This is a genomic window from Acuticoccus sediminis, from assembly GCF_003258595.1.
In the GTDB taxonomy this organism is placed as follows: Bacteria; Pseudomonadota; Alphaproteobacteria; order Rhizobiales; family Amorphaceae; genus Acuticoccus; species Acuticoccus sediminis.
Map to the genome: position 1 here is coordinate 285,797 of NZ_QHHQ01000008.1, position 14,445 is coordinate 300,241.

Here is a 14,445-nt window from a genome sequence, read left to right on the forward strand (position 1 = left end):
GCCGCCGGGTCCTGAGCGGGAGCGATCGGTGACGAACGTCCTCGACCTGACGGTCCTGCGCTGCGGGACCGCCTTCGCCGCGAGGCCGACCGGGGCCGGAAGCGATGCGGCGGCGGGCGTCGTGAGCGAGCCGATCCTCGCCTACCTCGTCAGGACGCTGAACGGGGTGGTGCTGTTCGACACCGGTCTCGACCGGCGGCATCTCGCCGACCCGGTCCGCCGCGCGGCGATGTTCTCCGCCGCCGGCTGGCCGGCCCCGCCGGTGGTCGGCGAGGGGGAGGATCTCGTGTCGCAGCTCGCCCGGCAGGGCCTGCGGCCGGAGGACATCGACCACGTCGTGGTGAGCCACCTGCATGCCGACCGCACCGGCGGCCTCAAGGCGACGCCGCGGGCGCACAAGACGCTCCAGCGGGCCGAGCATGCGGCGGCGTTCGCCCCGGAAGGGGCGCCCGACGCCCGCTACCTCCCGCTCGACTACGACCTCGCATCGGTCACGTTCGACGTCGTCGACGGCGATACGGTCCTCGACGAGGGACTGACCGTCGTCGCGACGCCCGGCCGCACGGTCGGCCACCAGTCGCTGATCGTCGAACTGGCCGGGACGGGCCCGGTGATCCTCGCCGCCGGGGCGTGCGGGAGCCGCGCGGACCTCGCCGCCGCGGTGCCGCCGTCGCCGTGCCGGGACGCTGCTGCCGCGCTCGCCTCGCTCCGGCGCCTCGACGCGCTGGCGTGGACGCTGGGCGCCGAGATATTGGTCGGCGACGATGCGCGCCGGGTCGGGACCCTCGGTCGCGCGGCGGAGCAACATGCGTAGGCGCCGCGCGGCACGGCCGGCCGGCAACGACAGGACAGGGCGATGACGAATCCGATCATCTGTGAGGTGACCCGCGGCGCGCTCGTCGAGTCGCTGCACCGCGGCGCTTACGTGGTGGTCGATTCGGCGGGGGCGGTCGTGGCGGCCTCCGGCGACATCGAGCGCCCCGTTTATGCCCGGTCCTCGATGAAGATGATGCAGGCCCTGCCGCTCGTCGAAAGCGGAGCGGCGGACGCGGCGGGCTTCGGCGTCCGGGCGCTGGCTCTCGCCGGCGCGTCGCACTCGGGCGAGCCCGGCCACGTCGCGATGGCGTCCGAGATGCTCCAGCGCGTCGGCCTGACGGAGGACGCGCTCGGCTGCGGACCGCAATGGCCGGCGGAGGTGCGCGACATGGCGGCGCTCTACGCGACGCGCGGCAGGCCGGGCCGGATCCACAACAACTGCTCCGGCAAGCACGCCGGCTTCCTGGCGACCGCGCGCCACCTCGGCCACGACGTCGCGACCTATCTCGACCCCTCCAACCCGGTGCAGAGGGAGGTGAAGGCGGCGGTCGAGGCGGTCGCGGGGACGGTTCTCGACGCCGGATGCTGCTCCATCGACGGCTGCTCTGCGCCCACCTTCGCGATGCCGCTGGTCAGCCTCGCCCACGCCTTCGCGCGCCTCGGCACGGGCGCCGACCTCGCCCCGTCGCGGGCGGAGGCCGCGCGCCGGCTGATGGAAGCGGCGATGGCCGAGCCGTGGCTTGTGGCGGGGACCGGACGGATGTGCACGGAGCTGATGGCGCTCGCGCCGGGCCGCATCTACGCCAAGACCGGTGCGGAGGGCGTCTACGTCGGCGCCTTCCCCCAGGCCGGTCTCGCCGTGGCGCTGAAGTGCGACGACGGGACGACCCGTGCGTCGGAGGCGCTGATGGCCGCCCTCGTCCTGCGCCACGCCGCGCTGCCAGCGGAGGCGGCGGCGCAGGTCGCCGGAATGGCCGATCGCCCGGTCACGGACCGCAACGGGGCCGAGGTGGGTCGCATCCGGGGCGTGCTGGCGGGCGCCTGACGGCCCGGCGCTGGCTCTGCGCCGTCGCCGCGGGTCAGTTCACCGTCTGGATGATGTCGAAGCTCTCGAGCTCGGGATGGCCGAGGTAGAGGGGCTTGTTGTCGCCCGCGCCGGCGTGCGCCTTGCGGAACGCCTCGGAGCGGGTCCAGTCGAGGAAGGCCGCCTCCGACTCCCAGATCGTGTGGGAGGCATAGAGCGTGTAGTCGTCCTTCTGCGGCCCCTTGAGGAGGTGGAACTCCACGAAGCCGGGGACCTCGTTGAGGTGGGTGTCGCGTCCCAGCCAGACGGCCTCGAAGTCGGCCTCCGAGCCTTTGCGCACCTGGAAGCGGTTCATCGTGATGTAGGACATGGGCGGCCTCCTGCGGCGCGGAGCACACCCCGAGCGGCCACGTTCGTCAAGCGCCGTGTGATGCGTCACCGGTGTCTGTGCGAAAGTTCGTCACGGGCGAGCGCGACGACGAGGTGCGGGAACGACTTGCGCGGGACCGTCTCTGCAAGCGCCTTCGCGTCACGGCCCATCCGGTGCCGATTGGCGGCCTCGAGCGCGAGGTCGTCGGCGAACGGGTAGAGCTCGTCCCAGACGGCCTGGACCTCGCGGAAGAAGATGTCGACCGCGGTGTCGCCGACGCCCTTCACCGACTTGAGCCGCGCCCGCTCGTCCTTCGGGTCGTGCCCGGCCGCCTCGCGCAGGCGCCGCAGGTCGCCGCCGTAGTCGTCCACGATGAGCTGCGCCGCGTCGCCGAGGATCGAGGCCGTGCGCTCGTCGAACCGAGCATAGCCGTTTTCGTTGAGAATCTTCCTGCGCGTCTCCCACGTGGCGTCCGCCATCTTCCGCGCCGTCGTCAGTCCCGCGTCGGCGAGCGCCCGCGCGGCGCGGGCGGCCTGGTCGTGGCGGATCGGGCTGGCGGAGAGGATGCAGGCCGTCAGCCAGCGAAAGAGGGGCGAGGGCGTCCCCCTGGCGAGCGGGATCGACAGCTCCTCGCAGAAGGTGCGGCCCTCATCGGCCATCAGCGTCCGGGCCTCGGTCATGGGACCTCCTCGGCCTTTGTCGGCTCCTCAGAACGGGCCGCGGAACACGAAGGCGACCCCTATGAAGATGAACACGAAACCGATCCCATGGTTCAACGTGAACCGCTCGCCCAGCACCGTCACCGAGAAGACGGCGAAGACGATCAGAGTGATCACCTCCTGGATCGTCTTCAGCTCCGCGGCCGAGTAGACGCGGTGGCCGATCCGGTTGGCCGGGACTGCGAGGCAGTACTCGAAAAAGGCGATGCCCCAGCTGACGAGGACGACGAGCCACAGCGCGCGCCCCTCGAAGCGCAGGTGCCCGTACCACGCGAACGTCATGAACACGTTGGAGCACAGCAGGAGGACGATAGGCGCGATCGCGGGCCAAAGGGGTCCACTCAGCCAGGACGACATCGACAGACTTCTCCGTAAGGGGTCGGCCGAACCTAGCGTGAGTCGGCGCCGGGGAAGGAGATGGCGTCGCGACGGGGCAGAGGTGCGAAACCGGCGCGGCGGGCGTCAGGCGCCCGTCAGGTCGTCCGAACGGCGGGATTCAACGCCGATTTCGCTCCGGCCGGGGGGCCTTCGTTCAGCCTTGCGCCGTTCTCCGCGTAGAGGTTGGCGCGGATCAGCGGCCAGTTGGCCCACAGGAACAGGATGTTGAAGATTGGCCCCAGCGTCTTGAACCACGCCCACGCCTCCACCGACATCGTGCGCCAGACGACCTCGTTGGCGAACGCCATGGCGAGGAGGTAGCCGATCATCCGCAGGGACAGCATCCACCACGCCCCGTCCGTCAGGCGAAACCCGTCCTGGAGCGAGGCCTTGAGGAGGAGGCGGCCCGTGAGAAGCCCGGCAAGAATAGCCATCGCGCCGCCCGCGTTGACGAGGGTTGCGCGAAACTGGATGTAGTCGGCCTTGTCGAACGCTATGGTCAGCGCACCGAAGAGACCCGCCACCAGGACCATGCCCGCCGGAATCAGCGGAAAACGCCGCTTCTCGAACCAGGAATATCCCGCCGCCACCGCGGTCGCCGCCACGAACAGGAGCGTCGCCGCGTTGAGGTGGACGAGCTGGAGCGCGGCGACGAAGACGACGGCGGGTCCGATCTCGATTGCGAAGCGTTCAAGCAGCTTCGGCTTGTTCACACGCTGCCAGGGGGTCTTGCCATCCATCATCATTCTCCGGTCGGATCGGAGAACGCGTCTTGGCCGCCATTCGATCCCGTTTGCGTTTCGGGTCACAGACTCATAGATACCGCCCAACACTCGAGAGGACGAGAATGCCCCTATTTTCCCGCTTCGACGATGACGACGACGAGGACGAAGAGAAGCTGAAGAGCCAGCAGTCGATCCCTGTCGACAAGCACCTCTTCGACGCGCGGCAGGTCATGATCGTCGGCCAGATCTCGATGGACCTGGCGCGAGACGTCTGCCAGCGCCTCCTGGCGCTGTCGCATGTGTCCAACGATCCGATCACCGTCATCGTGTCCTCGCCCGGCGGCCACGTGGAATCGGGCGACATGATCCACGACACGATCGGCATGATCTCGCCCAAGGTGAACATCCTCGGGATGGGCTGGGTCGCCTCCGCCGGCGCGCTGATCTACATCTCCGTGCCGAAGGAGCAGCGGTTCTGCACCTCGAACACGCGCTTCCTGCTGCACCAACCCTCCGGCGGCGCCGGCGGTGCGGCCTCGGACATCGAGATCCAGGCGCGCGAGATCATCAAGATGCGCGAGCGGCTCGACCACCTGTTCGCCGCGGCGACGGGCCAGCCGCTGGAGCGCATCCAGAAGGACACCGACCGCGACCACTGGATGAGCGCCAGCGAGGCGGTCGACTACGGCCTCGTCGGCAAGATCGTCTCCCGCGCCGGGGACATCTCCTGATGGCGATGCCGACGTTCGACGTCGCCGGCGTGTCGATCCCGAAGATCGGGATCGGCACCTACGGCATGGACGGCGAGCCGGCCAGCACCGCGGTCTCCGAGGGGCTGAAGGGCGGCTACCGTCACGTCGATACGGCGGAGATGTACGGCAACGAGGTGGCCGTGGGCGAGGGGATCCGCGCCTCCGGCCTGCCTCGTGAAGAGATCTTCGTGACCACCAAGGTCTGGCACGACCACCTGACCGACAGCGCCATGCAGGCCGCCGCCGAGGGCTCCCTGCAGCGCCTCGGCCTCGACCGGGTGGACCTCTACCTGATCCACTGGCCGAGCCGGGACGTGCCCGTCTCGGAGGCGGTCGCGGCGCTCGGGTGGATCCGCAGCCGCGGGCTCGCCCGTGCTGTCGGCATCTCCAACTTCCCGGTCAAGCTGATCGAGGAGGCGGTCGCCGCGTCCGAGGTGGAGCTCGCCGTCAATCAGGTCGAGTACCATCCCTTCATGGACCAGAGTGCGGTCCTGGCAGCGCTGCGGCGCCACGGCATGGGTCTCACCGCCTACTGTCCGCTCGCCCGCGGCAAGATCCTCGACGACGAGACGATCTGCGGCATCGCGGAGCGTCACGGCGTCACTCCGGCCGCGATCACGCTCGCCTGGCTCATCGGCCAGGAGGAGGTCATCGCGATCCCGAAGTCGAGTTCGCCGAAGCGCCTGATGGAGAACCTGAAGGCCCTCGACGTGGTCCTCACCGAGGCGGAGCGGTCGGCGATCGACGCCCTGCGCAGCCCCAGGGGCCGCCTCGTCAATCCGGACTTCGCGCCCGACTGGGATTGAGCCGTTGGGACCCTTCGAAGACGCGTTCGCGCTTCTGAAGCCCTCGAACGCCGTGTACATCGCGGCGCTCGCCGGCTTCGTCCTCATGTTCTGGCGGCGCGGGCTGGGGATGACGGTCACCGGTGTCGCGCTCGTCCTGTGGGGCGCCATCGCCTACCTGCCCATCGGCCGGCTGATGACCGAGCCGCTGGAGACGCGCTTCGAGCGCCGGAACGTCGACAGGATCGACGGCATCGTCCTCCTCGGCGGCTTCCTCGGCCGCGTGGAACCGGACCCGCTCTGGACCGAGCTCGGCCGGCATGGCGGGCGCCTGGTCGCGACCGCGCTCCTCGCCAGGCGCTTCCCGGACGCGCAGATCCTGATCACCGACATTTCCGAGGCGAAGAGCGCCGCCGCCGTGCTGATCGAGCTCGGCGTCGACGAGGACCGGATCATGACCGAGACGCGGGCGACCTCGACTTGGGAGAACGCGCGCTATTCCTACGAGATGATGCGCCCCGACCCGGACAAGGTCTACGCGCTGGTGACCTCGGCGAGCCACATGCCGCGGTCCGTCGGCGTGTTCCGCACGGCGGGGTGGCCGGAGATGGTGCCGGTCCCGACCGACCGGATGTCCGCGCCCTGGTCGGTGTGGCACGGTGTCCCGCTCGACGCGGAAGACGGGTTCGCCGATTTCGACTGGGCGATGCGCGAGTGGCTCGCCCTCGTGTCGTACCGGATCATGGGGCGGACCGGGAGCCTCGTTCCGGGGCCGGACCCGGAGGAAACGCCGCCCGGAAAGCGCGACGCCGGCGACGAGCGGACGGACCCGGCCGACGGCCGATCCGAGGATCCGCTCACGCCGGCCTGATCCCATCCGTCCTTGCCGGGCCGGCATGGTTCGGCAGTCCGGGCGTGTTCATGTTGCCATGGCGAGCGCCGCCACGACATAATTCGCCCAACCACCCCGCGGGGAAGAGACAACCTAGGACCGTCCATGAAGTACACCATCGTCATCGGCAACAAGAACTATTCCTCCTGGTCCATGCGGCCGTGGCTGGTGCTCGATCACTTCGGCCTCGAGTACGATGAGGTGATGGTTCCCCTCGACATGCCGGAGACCCGCACGACGATCCTGTCCTTCTCGCCCTCCGGCCGGGTGCCCGTCCTCGTCGACGGCGGCTTCGCGGTATGGGACAGCCTGTCGATCATCGAGTACCTCGCCGAGAAGCATCCCGACCTCGGCATCTGGCCGTCCGATCCGCACGACAGGGCCCGCGCCCGCTCGCTCGCGGCGGAGATGCACGGCGGCTTCACGGGCCTTCGCGTCGCCTGCCCGATGAACCTCAAGGCGGTGAAGAAGTTCAAGGCCCGCGGCGGCTCGGCCGCGGCGCGGGACGTCGCGCGGTTCGAGGGGCTCATCAGCGACCGCGTCGCGCGCTCCGGCGGCCCGTTCCTGTTCGGCGAGTGGTCGGCCGTCGACGCGATGTATGCGCCGATGACCGCGCGCCTCACCGGCTATTCCTGGCCGATGGAACCCGCCACGCAGCGCTACGTCGAGGCGGTGCAGTCCGAGGCGAGCTACAAGAAGTGGCGCGCGGCGGCATTGGAGGAGCGCTGGGTCCACCCGCGGTCCGACAGGGCCTGACTACCCCGCCGGGGCCGCGCGACGGGGCCTGGGGACAATCGCGACATTCGGCGCGAATGTCCCCTTGCCACCAACGAAGGAACTTCGTATATCGCGGCCTCTGGCTGAGGGCGCGTAGCTCAGCGGGAGAGCATTCCGTTCACACCGGAAAGGTCACTGGTTCAATCCCAGTCGCGCCCACCATACTTTTCAATGACTTAGCAGCCTTCGTCGGAATTCCCTCTGGTTCAATTCCTGGTGCAGTCCTTCAAAACTCAAGGGAACTGGCTGCTTTTCGCAGGTGGTAAGGGCTGAACCGAGCGTAGACTCGTTCCGTGATCCTGCTGTCTTCGTGACCGAGGAATTGCGCGATCTCCGCCATCGGGACGCCGGCCTCTGCCATCCAGACTGCTGCGGTGTGCCGAAGCACATGGGGCGTTACTCCGGCGACTTTGGAGCGCACCACGGCGGCATTGAACCCGCGCTTGACGGTTGTGACCCGACGCCCTGCATATTCGATCACCCACGGTGAGGTCGCAGACTTGCGCGCTGTCTGAAGCTCCTCACGCAACAGGTCATTCATAGGCGGAGAGCCGCGGCCCTTGCGGCGCTGGCCCGAGAACAGGCCCAAGCGCACAACCCCTCTTTCGAAATCGACGCGGTCCCAGGTCAGCTCGAGCGCCGCCTCGTTCCGGGCGGCCGTAGTGAGAAGCAGGACGATGTAGAGGCGAATGTGGGGCATCTCGGCGCTGTCCATCAGCCGCCGTGCCTCTGTCCGGGTGAGGTGACGATCTTTTGGCGGCGGTTTCATCGGTAGCTCGATGAATGGAGCTTTCTCGATGATGCCCCTCTCCGACGCCCAGTTGAGCACGGTGCGGAGGTGCCCGAGCTCGGTCCAGATCGTCCCGTCCTTGATCTTCTTCTCCCGCCTGGCGGCAGCGTAGTCTCGGCTGTGCTGCACGGTGACGTGCTCGGGCAGAAGGTGACCGAAGACCGGCCCGAGGGATTTCCATTCGGAGCGCATGGCGACCAGGACGCGCTTCCCTTCCTTGTCGACGCAGTACGCGTCCCACAGGTCAGCGATCGATCGCCCCTTGGGCTTCTTGATTGTGGCAAGGAAGGCGGTGAATGCCTCTAGGCTTTTCGCCTCGTCTGCCGTTCCGAGCGCCACGCGCTCAGATCCTCGAGCACTTGGCCGGACGGCATACCAGCGTCCTCGGTAGAGCTTGCGCTGCCAGTCTGGCATTCTTCGTACCTCACCACATCCTCCAGTCGGATGCGCCACAGCTTACCGCCCGCGCGGAAACCAGGAAGCTCCTTGTTGCGAAGCATCCGGCGCACGGTCGCTTCGGAGCAGCCCCAGCGCTCCGCGACGTGTCGCGGGAGTAGGGCCTGCGGGCTCGTGCCTTGCATCGTCATTCCTCCTCCTCCCTCTGGCGCATCCTCTCCCTCTCGGCGAGGACCATCATCACGAAGAACCCGGCGAGCGCGGTCAGGATGATCAGCGTCTCCAGCATCACGTCACCCACGACACGGCGGCGGCGATGAGCGCGGCCCAGATCGTGAGCGACAGGGCGAGGCCGGCGGCATGGCCGGCGACGACCGCCGAGCGTGGTGGGAGCGGCGCCGGCGTCATCGCCGTGTACTCCTGACCTTCTGGATCGCGGCGACCCATCGACGGACTGCCGCTTTGTCGTGATCGTAGAGTGGGCGGAGGTCTGGGTTCACCTCCGTCCAAATCGCCTCGATCTCCGCGTCGGTGGGCTCCCATTCTCTGGTCGGTACCTGTACCGGCCGCAGCGGAGGGTTGTACTCCTTCGGTCCGATCATCGGCCGGCCTCCTTCACGGGCTTCGGCTTTGGGACCGGCGCCGCGTGGGTATCCGCCGCCAGCGCCGGGCCGGCCATGAGCGCCACTGCGAGCGCGATTCGTGGGACGATCGAGGTCGTCATGCCTTCGTCCTTTTCGGGAATGGCCTGGACCGCATCTTCCGCTTGGCGCGGGTCGGCGCAGGCGTTTCATCGGGAATGGTTTTCGCGAGGATCCGGCGGCGGAACTCGGTATGCCCCTCGGACATGCGTTCCGTCTTCCTGATCCGGTGGACATCGCTGCCGGCGGTCGTCGCCTTCGCCGTGCCGCCGTTGGTCTTGATGGCGTGGTCTTCCTTCAGCCGCGGCGTCAGGTAGCGGAAGTCGTTCGGCGCGGGCACGAGCTCGCCCGTCGTGGGGTCCTCGAACCGCAGCGCAAGTGCTGGGTCGTGGTCCCACTCGATCCGGTCGTTCTCGACGGCCTCCTCGGGGAAGCCGAGCATCAGGAGGACCGACTTCAGCTTCACGCTGAGGGGGATGTGCCTGCGGTGAGGGTGGCTCATGCCGGCAGCGCCTCGGTCCGCGCGTAGGCCGGGCGAAGGTGCTCGCCGATCTCGATACCGTAGTGGAGGGTCATCGACGCTTTGAAGCGTTCCCACGCCTCAGGCGGGGAGAGGTCGTGGACGCAATCCAGACACTGCTGGCCTGTGGCGAGCTGCTCGTCGAGGTCGCGGTGGACGTCGATGCCGCGTCGGGAGAAGCGTCCGACGCACATGCCGGTCTGCGAATTGACCCACACGGTGTTCCCGTCCGACCAGACGTCATAGACCGGACCGATCATGCCGCCCTCCGGAGGGCCTGGACGCTGTCGTGCTGGAAGAGCGCGAGGACGCCGTTGAGGCCCGAGGATGGTGCGCCGAGAAGCGCCGCGGTGGCTTCCGCGAGCGTCGGCGCGGGCCCACCGTCGCGCCCCATCAGCAGCGCTGCGTCGGCGGCGGTATCGATGAGGATGTGCCGCGGCTTGATCCATTCCGGCCCTTCGCGGCGGGTCCTTCGGCACACGCGCAGAGCCCAGTCGGTCTCCTCGGCGTCGTGGCAGACGACGTGGACCGCAGCGTCGATGAAGTCGGTGAGGATCGGCAGCGGCGAGATCTCCCGGACACCGCACCGGTTGGCGCGGTCCGGGTCGGGCGCGGTCCAGCCGTCGGGGCGGATGATGGCGTCGACCCGTCCGGCCTCCGCCATGGCGCCGTCGAAGAGGCGCGCCTCGATCCGGATCGGGTGAGGCTGGTGAGAGGAGGTGAGGTCCGACGCTCGGTCGACGCGGCCGGTCATTGTGAGGTGGATTGCGAGCAGCATCACGCGCCTCCCTCACGGGCGCGCATCATCGCGTCGGCAATGGAGTAAGCCGTGCGGGCGGTTCGCTCCACGATGTCCGGAGCGAATGTATCGTTCCAGGCAGCGTTGGCGCACATTCCGCTCAGCGCCTGACCCGCGAGCCAGTCCCGCAGCTCGAACCCGTCTACCGCCGGCGAGGCCGGTCGGTCGGAGAGCGAACCCTCGATCGCCATGGCAATTTCGGAGTTCAGAGAGCGGCCGCCCTCCTTCGCTCGGGCCTTGGCCTTCTCGCTCAGCCACGCCGGGATGCGAACGGTGAGGCGGGTCTCTTGGTCGTCGTTGGACACGATCTCATCAACCCCATCTGCGGGAAAGGACGCCTCCAGCACGCGGATGATCTCGGTGTTCATGGAGCGGCCGTTGCGCTCGGCGTAGGCCTTCACGCGGTCGCGGAGGCCGTCCGGAAAGCGAACCACGAACTGGTCTTGCTCGGCACTGGGGCACCTAGGACGGCTCACGACGCGCCTCCCTGCTTCGTCGCCACCATCGCCAAGCGATCGTCCATGCGCGGCGCCAGACCCTCAGACATCAGGCAGGCTGCGATCCGTGGATCACGGTCTGCCGCCGCCAGAAGCACAGTTGCGACCGCGTGCTCCAGCGTCACCATGACGGCCGGCATCTCGGTGACCGGGTCACGCCCACCGATGATCTCCATCGCTGCGCGGAATGCTCGGTTGGAATCCTCCCGGTGCTCCTCGCTCATCGACCCGCCTCCGCCGGCTGGGGAAGCGTGTCCTCGAACCGCTCGTGCTGCGGTCCGTCGAGCTGTATCGCCCCCACGTTCTCGCAGCGCGTCATCGCGATCCGCAGAGCGATGTTGTTGCCGGGGCCGAGCTGGTTCGCGAGCCAGCCGACGCAGTGCGCATCTTCCCCCGGCGGATGTTCGTGGCAGGCCATGTTCCGCAACGGGCCGCCGAACGAGACGGTGCCTGGGGTAGCGATGGTGTGGGCGAGGTCGCGGTGGAGGGACTCCTCGTAGCCGTGCGGGATCTCGCGCGGATCCGTCGAGAGCTTCCAAGGGCACTTCTCGCACTGGCGCAGGCGCTTCAGCTTGAAAGTCATCGGCCCGCCTCCGCCCCGGCAGCCTCGGCGAGTTCCTTCGACCGCCGCGCGCAGAGCTTCCTCGCCTGGTCCTGCGCCCCCGCGGCGTAGATCCGGTCCTTCCAGTCCTGACGGAGTTGCTGGAGCTGCTCGACGGAACGGGCCTCGGCGACTTCCGCCGCGAACTCATCGATCACGCTCGGCTCATCGTCCTGCGGGGACGACGCTGCCCCAGCCGCGCCGTCCCCTTCCAAGGTTGAGGTCGCGCGGTCGTCTACATGGCTCTCCTCCTGCGTTGGCAGGCCATCATCGCTGGCGTGCTGGGGGGCATCCGGCGAGGGACCCTCGTCCATTTTCTCGCCGGTATTCGAGTGGGGCGGCCGCTCCTCGTCGGGAGCAGGCGCCGCCCCGGCGCCACGTTCACGTGACGCCTTTGCAGAGGCCTCGGCAGGGGCGCGGTCGTCCAAGCCCGGGCCGTCCTGCTGTGCCTCTGTGATCTCGCCGGTGTCCGGGTCGACGGTTGGCGTGTCGTCGGCCAACGGGTTCGAGACGATCTTGTGGTTGGAGCGGCGCGGTTCACGCGCGCTGCCGAACATCTCTTCGACCGTGGCCTCGCCGTTCTTCAGCGTGGACAACATGCCGCGGAGAATCGTCACGTGGTCTACGGTGAGGTCTTCCTCGCCGCTGACGCCCATTGCCGCGATCACATCCTCTCCGGATTTCCCGTAGATGGCGAACTTTGAGATCACGAGGCGCCGAGCCTCAGAGAGCGTCGTGATGTCGCCTGCGATGGTGCTCTGCACAGCGTCGTAGGCTTTGCGCCAAAGCGGCTTCGGCACTCCACCGAGGATCGCATTGCGCTTCGCGATGGCGCACGCCGCGTTGCCGGTCATGATGATCATGTCGTCGTTGAAGAGCCGGCCACGCTTGTCGCTGATCCGCCGGCGCACACGTGCAGACGTCGCAGCGTTGGTCTCCAGATCGTGGAAGATGCCTTCGGCTTCGACGTACATCTCGACCTTGTCCACGTGGACGACGCGGGCGGCAGCGCGGCAATTGCCATAGGATTGCTGGAGGATCTCCGCGAACCTGATGGAAGGCCCCTTGATGGGCTTGCCGCCCCGTGGAAGCGCGTAGATGCACTCCTCGGCCGACTCCTCATCCAGGGTGGCCATGCCGCGGATCCGGCTGGCAACCTGCTTGATCGAGCGAGGATAGGTCCGCGCCGTCGCGATCTGCATGTCGACCTCAGCTCGCGTCAGGCCGACGGCGAGGCTTTGCGAGACATCGATCACCATCGTCGCAGGCAGATCGTCGGCCTCGTCCAGAATTTCAGCATGAGTGTTCATGGTGGTCTCCGTCAGGCCGCGCGGTCGCGGTAGAACCAGTTGTCGATCTCGTCGGGTTGAATCTCCGCCAGCGGCTCGTGGGTGACCCACGCGACGTCGGGGCCGAATTCTCGGCGGCAGTCGACGAATGTGCGAAGAGCGAGCGCGATGTCGTTGCGTGCCTGGACGATCTTCGGATTGGCTGGCGAGAAGACCCCACCCCAGGTGTTGGGCGCTCCGGTGCTGGACCAGAAGCACAGCACGAAAGCGAAATCCTCCCGGCTGGCCACCTCGCGCAGCCACGCCGGATCGTGGTCGCCATAGACGGCCCCGTCGGCCACGAACTGGGTGATCTTCTCTCGCGCCTGGAGGTATGACGCCGCTTGGATGTCGTAGCGGTAGGTCTTGATGGCCCTGAGGCAGGACGTCGAGAACGAGACGCCCTCCATGGGGTCGTGGCTCTTGAGGTCAGGGATGGCCCGCGGCTTCAGGTAATCGAAGCGGGCCTTCTCCTCGACCTCCTCGCCGTCCACTATTGTCCGCCAGAAGACGGAGACCTCCGGATATCCGCCGATGAATGCGGACTGGATCTCCGGATTCGCCCGGATGGTTGTGGCGGCGGCGACGATGCGGTCGAAGTCTTTCGCTGCCAGGGCGGTCTTTCCCTCGGAAGCGAAATCCGCACGTTCATCTTTCCCGGCCTTGATGTTGCCGGGGAATTCGCATCGTCCGTAGGCGGCATCGAAAGCCTCGGGACCGAACAAGACGTAGCAATGGGCCGCGCGACCCTTGAGCTTCGCCGGTGTGTCCTCGTCAGGCTCACGCATCGGGTTCAGCGGGCTTCGCCACCAGTAGGCGAGAGGGTCTCCAAGGAGGGTTTTCTTGTCGGTAGATCCGAGCGCCGGATCCTCGTGATAGACGGACTCGTGAAAGCCGAAATAGACCCCAGGCGTCATCAGAGCCTCCCAGATCCGCAGCACTCCGGGCACTCGGTGCCCCGCTGATCGATCAGGCCCTCGCCCTCACAGGTCTCGCAGGGGACCGGGTCAGGACGCTGGCAGTTCTGCCCGCCGCAGTGCGGGCACTCGGTGTGGGTGAGATTGCTGAGCGGACCCATCCATCGGATGCCGGCTCGCTCGCAGAGGCTACAGAGCATCATGGCGAGCCGCCTCAGAACCGGACGGCGGTGTGCGGCACGTCGCCGGCACAGATCGCGCTGAAGATCTTGTCGGCCCGCTCGGTGCCGATGTTGCCGGCGCGAGCGATCGCCGTGACCGCCTCGGCCCTCACGGTCTCGCGGTGCGCGGCGTTGCGGGCACGCGCTTCCTGCTCGTCCTGCCGCCTCCGGGCCTCGGCCTGGCGTGCCTCCTCGGCGGCCCGGTGCCGGGCTTCCTCGCGCGCCGCCTCAGCGTCGCGCTGACGGATCTCCTCCTCGTGCTTGCGAGCCATCTCCTCACGCTCGCGCGCCGCGGCCTCCTCGGCCTCGCGGATTTTGCGCTCGGCATCTTCCCGCGCGCGCTGCTCGGCCTGCCTGGCGATCTCGGCGTCGCGCTGCCGGCGCTCCTCCGCCTCACGAGCCTCGCGTTCCGCCTTCTCCTGTCAATCGGCGCGGAAGTTTGACCCCTTATCGGCGTCCAATTTTGACCCCCTGAAGCTGGGTGATCCCGTCGGCGA

General features: G+C 68.1%; 22 protein-coding genes and 1 tRNA gene. 8 read left to right on the forward strand and 15 right to left on the reverse strand.

Features of this window, described 5'->3' with window-relative positions:
* Positions 1-28: 28 nt before the first annotated feature.
* Together DLJ53_RS28815 and DLJ53_RS28820 are read left to right on the forward strand one after the other, a co-directional pair.
* Positions 29-814: an MBL fold metallo-hydrolase gene (locus tag DLJ53_RS28815; RefSeq protein WP_162409650.1), complete on the forward strand. Its 786-nt coding sequence runs from the start codon at positions 29-31 to the stop codon at positions 812-814.
* 42 nt (positions 815-856) lie between these two features.
* On the forward strand, positions 857-1,861 hold the full coding sequence (locus DLJ53_RS28820) for an asparaginase (RefSeq protein ID WP_111351673.1): 1,005 nt from the start codon (positions 857-859) through the stop codon (positions 1,859-1,861).
* Between the two features lie 34 nt (positions 1,862-1,895).
* Here the strand turns inward: DLJ53_RS28820 and hmuQ are convergent, their stop codons facing one another.
* The 4 genes from hmuQ to DLJ53_RS28840 all read right to left on the reverse strand — a co-directional run bounded on the left by hmuQ (position 1,896) and on the right by DLJ53_RS28840 (position 4,047).
* Entirely contained in the window at positions 1,896-2,210 is a 315-nt protein-coding gene (hmuQ, locus tag DLJ53_RS28825) for a heme-degrading protein HmuQ (RefSeq protein ID WP_111351674.1), read from the reverse strand.
* A 65-nt stretch (positions 2,211-2,275) separates the two neighbouring features.
* Positions 2,276-2,890: a hypothetical protein gene (locus DLJ53_RS28830; RefSeq protein ID WP_111351675.1), complete on the reverse strand. Its 615-nt coding sequence runs from the start codon at positions 2,888-2,890 to the stop codon at positions 2,276-2,278.
* Between the two features lie 27 nt (positions 2,891-2,917).
* On the reverse strand, positions 2,918-3,286 hold the full coding sequence (locus DLJ53_RS28835; protein WP_111351676.1) for a DMT family protein: 369 nt from the start codon (positions 3,284-3,286) through the stop codon (positions 2,918-2,920).
* A gap of 116 nt (positions 3,287-3,402) precedes the next feature.
* The gene (locus DLJ53_RS28840; protein WP_162409652.1) at positions 3,403-4,047 is read right to left on the reverse strand and encodes an inner membrane-spanning protein YciB; all 645 of its coding nucleotides are present in this window, start codon (positions 4,045-4,047) and stop codon (positions 3,403-3,405) included.
* Between the two features lie 107 nt (positions 4,048-4,154).
* On the opposite strand from DLJ53_RS28840, the gene DLJ53_RS28845 reads away from it, so the two are divergent.
* From DLJ53_RS28845 to DLJ53_RS28865, 5 genes are all read left to right on the forward strand, one after another.
* The gene (locus DLJ53_RS28845) at positions 4,155-4,763 is read left to right on the forward strand and encodes an ATP-dependent Clp protease proteolytic subunit (protein ID WP_111351678.1); all 609 of its coding nucleotides are present in this window, start codon (positions 4,155-4,157) and stop codon (positions 4,761-4,763) included.
* On the forward strand, positions 4,763-5,590 hold the full coding sequence (locus tag DLJ53_RS28850; RefSeq protein WP_202913409.1) for an aldo/keto reductase: 828 nt from the start codon (positions 4,763-4,765) through the stop codon (positions 5,588-5,590). Before DLJ53_RS28845 ends, DLJ53_RS28850 begins: the two co-directional genes overlap by 1 nt.
* Positions 5,591-5,594: 4 nt before the next feature.
* Entirely contained in the window at positions 5,595-6,440 is an 846-nt protein-coding gene (locus DLJ53_RS28855; RefSeq protein ID WP_111351679.1) for a YdcF family protein, read from the forward strand.
* Positions 6,441-6,566: 126 nt separating this feature from the next.
* Positions 6,567-7,217: a glutathione S-transferase family protein gene (locus tag DLJ53_RS28860; protein WP_111351680.1), complete on the forward strand. Its 651-nt coding sequence runs from the start codon at positions 6,567-6,569 to the stop codon at positions 7,215-7,217.
* Between the two features lie 108 nt (positions 7,218-7,325).
* A tRNA-Val gene (locus DLJ53_RS28865) sits at positions 7,326-7,400 on the forward strand.
* Positions 7,401-7,464: 64 nt separating this feature from the next.
* Here DLJ53_RS28865 and DLJ53_RS28870 read toward each other — a convergent pair.
* The 11 genes from DLJ53_RS28870 to DLJ53_RS28915 all read right to left on the reverse strand — a co-directional run bounded on the left by DLJ53_RS28870 (position 7,465) and on the right by DLJ53_RS28915 (position 13,727).
* On the reverse strand, positions 7,465-8,367 hold the full coding sequence (locus DLJ53_RS28870; RefSeq protein WP_162409654.1) for a tyrosine-type recombinase/integrase: 903 nt from the start codon (positions 8,365-8,367) through the stop codon (positions 7,465-7,467).
* Positions 8,331-8,615: a helix-turn-helix domain-containing protein gene (locus DLJ53_RS36725; protein WP_111351682.1), complete on the reverse strand. Its 285-nt coding sequence runs from the start codon at positions 8,613-8,615 to the stop codon at positions 8,331-8,333. Before DLJ53_RS36725 ends, DLJ53_RS28870 begins: the two co-directional genes overlap by 37 nt.
* A 407-nt stretch (positions 8,616-9,022) precedes the next feature.
* On the reverse strand, positions 9,023-9,148 hold the full coding sequence (locus DLJ53_RS36460) for a hypothetical protein (RefSeq protein ID WP_280525526.1): 126 nt from the start codon (positions 9,146-9,148) through the stop codon (positions 9,023-9,025).
* On the reverse strand, positions 9,145-9,567 hold the full coding sequence (locus tag DLJ53_RS28880; protein ID WP_146620129.1) for a hypothetical protein: 423 nt from the start codon (positions 9,565-9,567) through the stop codon (positions 9,145-9,147). The genes DLJ53_RS36460 and DLJ53_RS28880 overlap by 4 nt, the downstream gene beginning before the upstream one ends.
* Positions 9,564-9,845 (reverse strand): hypothetical protein, encoded by a 282-nt coding sequence (locus tag DLJ53_RS28885; RefSeq protein ID WP_111351684.1) that lies wholly within the window; start codon positions 9,843-9,845, stop codon positions 9,564-9,566. The genes DLJ53_RS28880 and DLJ53_RS28885 overlap by 4 nt, the downstream gene beginning before the upstream one ends.
* A complete protein-coding gene (locus DLJ53_RS28890) occupies positions 9,842-10,363 on the reverse strand; it encodes a hypothetical protein (RefSeq protein ID WP_111351685.1) in 522 nt (173 codons plus the stop codon). The genes DLJ53_RS28885 and DLJ53_RS28890 overlap by 4 nt, the downstream gene beginning before the upstream one ends.
* Positions 10,363-10,860, reverse strand: a complete 498-nt coding sequence (locus DLJ53_RS28895) for an Arc family DNA-binding protein (protein WP_111351686.1) — start codon at positions 10,858-10,860, stop codon at positions 10,363-10,365. The genes DLJ53_RS28890 and DLJ53_RS28895 overlap by 1 nt, the downstream gene beginning before the upstream one ends.
* Positions 10,857-11,105 carry a hypothetical protein gene (locus DLJ53_RS28900; protein ID WP_111351687.1) on the reverse strand — a complete coding sequence of 83 codons (249 nt, stop codon included), beginning with the start codon at positions 11,103-11,105 and terminating at the stop codon, positions 10,857-10,859. The genes DLJ53_RS28895 and DLJ53_RS28900 overlap by 4 nt, the downstream gene beginning before the upstream one ends.
* Entirely contained in the window at positions 11,102-11,464 is a 363-nt protein-coding gene (locus tag DLJ53_RS28905) for a DUF6283 family protein (RefSeq protein WP_111351688.1), read from the reverse strand. The genes DLJ53_RS28900 and DLJ53_RS28905 overlap by 4 nt, the downstream gene beginning before the upstream one ends.
* Positions 11,461-12,792, reverse strand: coding sequence for a hypothetical protein (locus tag DLJ53_RS28910; RefSeq protein ID WP_111351689.1), 1,332 nt, complete (start codon positions 12,790-12,792; stop codon positions 11,461-11,463). Before DLJ53_RS28910 ends, DLJ53_RS28905 begins: the two co-directional genes overlap by 4 nt.
* An 11-nt stretch (positions 12,793-12,803) precedes the next feature.
* Positions 12,804-13,727 (reverse strand): PD-(D/E)XK nuclease-like domain-containing protein, encoded by a 924-nt coding sequence (locus DLJ53_RS28915; RefSeq protein WP_146620130.1) that lies wholly within the window; start codon positions 13,725-13,727, stop codon positions 12,804-12,806.
* A 343-nt stretch (positions 13,728-14,070) separates the two neighbouring features.
* Here DLJ53_RS28915 and DLJ53_RS35800 point away from each other — a divergent pair, with 343 nt between their 5' ends.
* Positions 14,071-14,391, forward strand: a complete 321-nt coding sequence (locus tag DLJ53_RS35800) for a hypothetical protein (RefSeq protein ID WP_111351691.1) — start codon at positions 14,071-14,073, stop codon at positions 14,389-14,391.
* Positions 14,392-14,445 lie beyond the last annotated feature (54 nt).

What these genes read in the sequence shown, in the direction of transcription:
- DLJ53_RS28820 (WP_111351673.1), top strand. Translation starts at nt 857, where the DNA reads ATGACGAATCCGATCATCTGTGAGGTGACCCGCGGCGCGCTCGTCGAG.
- hmuQ (WP_111351674.1), bottom strand. Translation starts at nt 2,210, where the DNA reads ATGTCCTACATCACGATGAACCGCTTCCAGGTGCGCAAAGGCTCGGAG.
- DLJ53_RS28830 (WP_111351675.1), bottom strand. Translation starts at nt 2,890, where the DNA reads ATGACCGAGGCCCGGACGCTGATGGCCGATGAGGGCCGCACCTTCTGC.
- DLJ53_RS28835 (WP_111351676.1), bottom strand. Translation starts at nt 3,286, where the DNA reads ATGTCGTCCTGGCTGAGTGGACCCCTTTGGCCCGCGATCGCGCCTATC.
- DLJ53_RS28840 (WP_162409652.1), bottom strand. Translation starts at nt 4,047, where the DNA reads ATGGATGGCAAGACCCCCTGGCAGCGTGTGAACAAGCCGAAGCTGCTT.
- DLJ53_RS28845 (WP_111351678.1), top strand. Translation starts at nt 4,155, where the DNA reads ATGCCCCTATTTTCCCGCTTCGACGATGACGACGACGAGGACGAAGAG.
- DLJ53_RS28850 (WP_202913409.1), top strand. Translation starts at nt 4,763, where the DNA reads ATGGCGATGCCGACGTTCGACGTCGCCGGCGTGTCGATCCCGAAGATC.
- DLJ53_RS28860 (WP_111351680.1), top strand. Translation starts at nt 6,567, where the DNA reads ATGAAGTACACCATCGTCATCGGCAACAAGAACTATTCCTCCTGGTCC.
- DLJ53_RS36725 (WP_111351682.1), bottom strand. Translation starts at nt 8,615, where the DNA reads ATGACGATGCAAGGCACGAGCCCGCAGGCCCTACTCCCGCGACACGTC.
- DLJ53_RS36460 (WP_280525526.1), bottom strand. Translation starts at nt 9,148, where the DNA reads ATGACGACCTCGATCGTCCCACGAATCGCGCTCGCAGTGGCGCTCATG.
- DLJ53_RS28880 (WP_146620129.1), bottom strand. Translation starts at nt 9,567, where the DNA reads ATGAGCCACCCTCACCGCAGGCACATCCCCCTCAGCGTGAAGCTGAAG.
- DLJ53_RS28885 (WP_111351684.1), bottom strand. Translation starts at nt 9,845, where the DNA reads ATGATCGGTCCGGTCTATGACGTCTGGTCGGACGGGAACACCGTGTGG.
- DLJ53_RS28890 (WP_111351685.1), bottom strand. Translation starts at nt 10,363, where the DNA reads ATGCTGCTCGCAATCCACCTCACAATGACCGGCCGCGTCGACCGAGCG.
- DLJ53_RS28900 (WP_111351687.1), bottom strand. Translation starts at nt 11,105, where the DNA reads ATGAGCGAGGAGCACCGGGAGGATTCCAACCGAGCATTCCGCGCAGCG.
- DLJ53_RS28905 (WP_111351688.1), bottom strand. Translation starts at nt 11,464, where the DNA reads ATGACTTTCAAGCTGAAGCGCCTGCGCCAGTGCGAGAAGTGCCCTTGG.
- DLJ53_RS28910 (WP_111351689.1), bottom strand. Translation starts at nt 12,792, where the DNA reads ATGAACACTCATGCTGAAATTCTGGACGAGGCCGACGATCTGCCTGCG.
- DLJ53_RS28915 (WP_146620130.1), bottom strand. Translation starts at nt 13,727, where the DNA reads ATGACGCCTGGGGTCTATTTCGGCTTTCACGAGTCCGTCTATCACGAG.